This window comes from Thiohalocapsa sp., assembly GCF_019695415.1.
Lineage (GTDB): Bacteria > Pseudomonadota > Gammaproteobacteria > Chromatiales > Chromatiaceae > Thiohalocapsa.
The window spans coordinates 1-1707 of record NZ_JAIFKJ010000528.1 but is presented as its reverse complement, the minus strand read 5'-3'; the positions used below and the strand labels follow the sequence as shown (position 1 = coordinate 1707).

The following is a 1707-nucleotide window of genomic DNA, read 5'->3' as shown; positions in this document are numbered from 1 at the left end:
GGCTGAGGGCTGAGGGCTGAGGGCTGAGGGCGAGGTACGATGTGCAGTGTGGGGTGGGGGGCAGTCCGGGTAGCACGGATGAAGCGACCGAGAAGGCCGGGAACCGCCTCAGTGACCATTAAAAGTTAGTGGGTTGCGAGAGAGGCTGGATTCCGCTGCGCTGCAACCAGGCTCCAGCATCCGCCCATCATCCAATACTTGCTAACTTAGCCCTCGCCCCTCGCCCCTCGCCCCTCTGCGGTCGGGATTTGTGTTATCACGTGTGGCCCCGACGTAAACGGTTAGCTTCCGGATTCGGCGCCCTGACGCCAAGCCGCCTCTTCCATGTCGCTTGACCCTGCCCTCTTCTCGTCCACTACCATGTGGGCCGCGCTCGTCTTTTATCTGCTGTGCCTCGCACTGGCAGTGTGGCTTGCCCCCTGGCGCAGGCTACTGGGCGCCAAGCTCACGCACGTGTTCTTCGGCGCCACCGTGGTGCTGATGTTCCTCTGGCAGATGGAGACCCAGGTGCAGCCGGGGCTCCACTATCATCTGCTTGGGCTCACGGCGGTGACACTGATCTTCAGCTGGTCCCTTGCGGTCATCGCCGCGTCGCTGGCGCTGCTCGGCGTGTACGTCAACAGCGACATGGCCTGGGGCGGCTTTGCGCTCAATGCCCTGGTGAGCGGTGTGCTGCCCATCACGCTGACGCAGATCGCGTTGGTGCTGATCCGTCACTACCTGCCGAAGCAGTTCTTCGTCTACGTGCTCGTCAACGGCTTCCTCACCGCCGGCCTGGTGGGCGTTGCCATGGGCTACATGGCGGCGTGGCTGTTGGTGGGCAGCGGTGCCTATACCTTCGCCGAGCTCAGCCAGACGGTGCTGCCCTTCTTCCCCCTCATGTTCCTGCCGGAAGCGATGCTGAACGGCTGGATCATGGTGATCCTCGTTGCCTTTCGGCCCGAATGGGTTTACTCGTTCTCGGACGAGCAATATCTGAAGGGCAAGTGACGTGAGCTGGTTCGGGAAGGCCATCGGCGGCCTGCTGGGCTTCGCCGCTGGTGGGCCCCTCGGCGCGCTGCTGGGGGCAACGCTGGGCCACGGCGTCGACCGTGGTGTGCAGAGGCTTGCTGAGGATTACGGCCTGCCGTTCGGTGACCGCCGCCGCATCGAGAGCGCCTTCTTCACCGCCACCTTCTCGGTGATGGGGCATATCGCTAAGGCGGACGGGCGGGTGTCCGAGCGTGAGATCGCCCTGGCCGAAACCGTGATGTCCCGCCTGCAGCTCTCAGGCGAGCGCCGCAACGCAGCCATCGCCCTATTCCGCCAAGGCAAGGCGCCGGACTTCGACCTCGCCGCCGTGGTGAGCCGCTTCCGGCGTGAGTGCATGGGCCGGAGGCTGCTGATCCAGCTCTTTCTCGAGGTGCAGCTCCAGGCGGCCTACGCCGACGGCGAGCCCTCCGCCGCCAAGCGGCAGGCATTGGAGCAGATCCGCTTTGGGCTCGGCGTCTCGCCGGTGCTGTTCCGCCCGATGGAGAACCTGGTGCGGATGGAGCGGCGCTTCGCCGGGGGCTCGGCGGGCCAGGGCCGGGCGGGCGCCGGTCGCGCCGGCCGCCAGTGGGACGCCGGCGCCGGGCGGCGTTCTGCGCGGGGCCAGGTCCGCTGCGGGACAGACGCCCCGGCCCCCCCACCCCACGCCGGCCGCCGCCACCAACAACCGGCGGCGAC

General features: G+C 67.1%; 2 protein-coding genes. Both read left to right on the top strand.

The features are described 5' to 3' along the window. Positions 1 to 324 precede the first annotated feature (324 nt). Positions 325 to 990: an energy-coupling factor ABC transporter permease gene (locus I6U14_RS14665; protein ID WP_296900260.1), complete on the top strand. Its 666-nt coding sequence runs from the start codon at positions 325 to 327 to the stop codon at positions 988 to 990. A 1-nt stretch (position 991) separates the two neighbouring features. Then, the coding region (gene djlA, locus I6U14_RS14660) for a co-chaperone DjlA (RefSeq protein ID WP_296900259.1) at positions 992 to 1707 on the top strand (716 nt) is incomplete at its 3' end.

What these genes read in the sequence shown, in the direction of transcription:
- I6U14_RS14665 (WP_296900260.1), top strand. Translation starts at nt 325, where the DNA reads ATGTCGCTTGACCCTGCCCTCTTCTCGTCCACTACCATGTGGGCCGCG.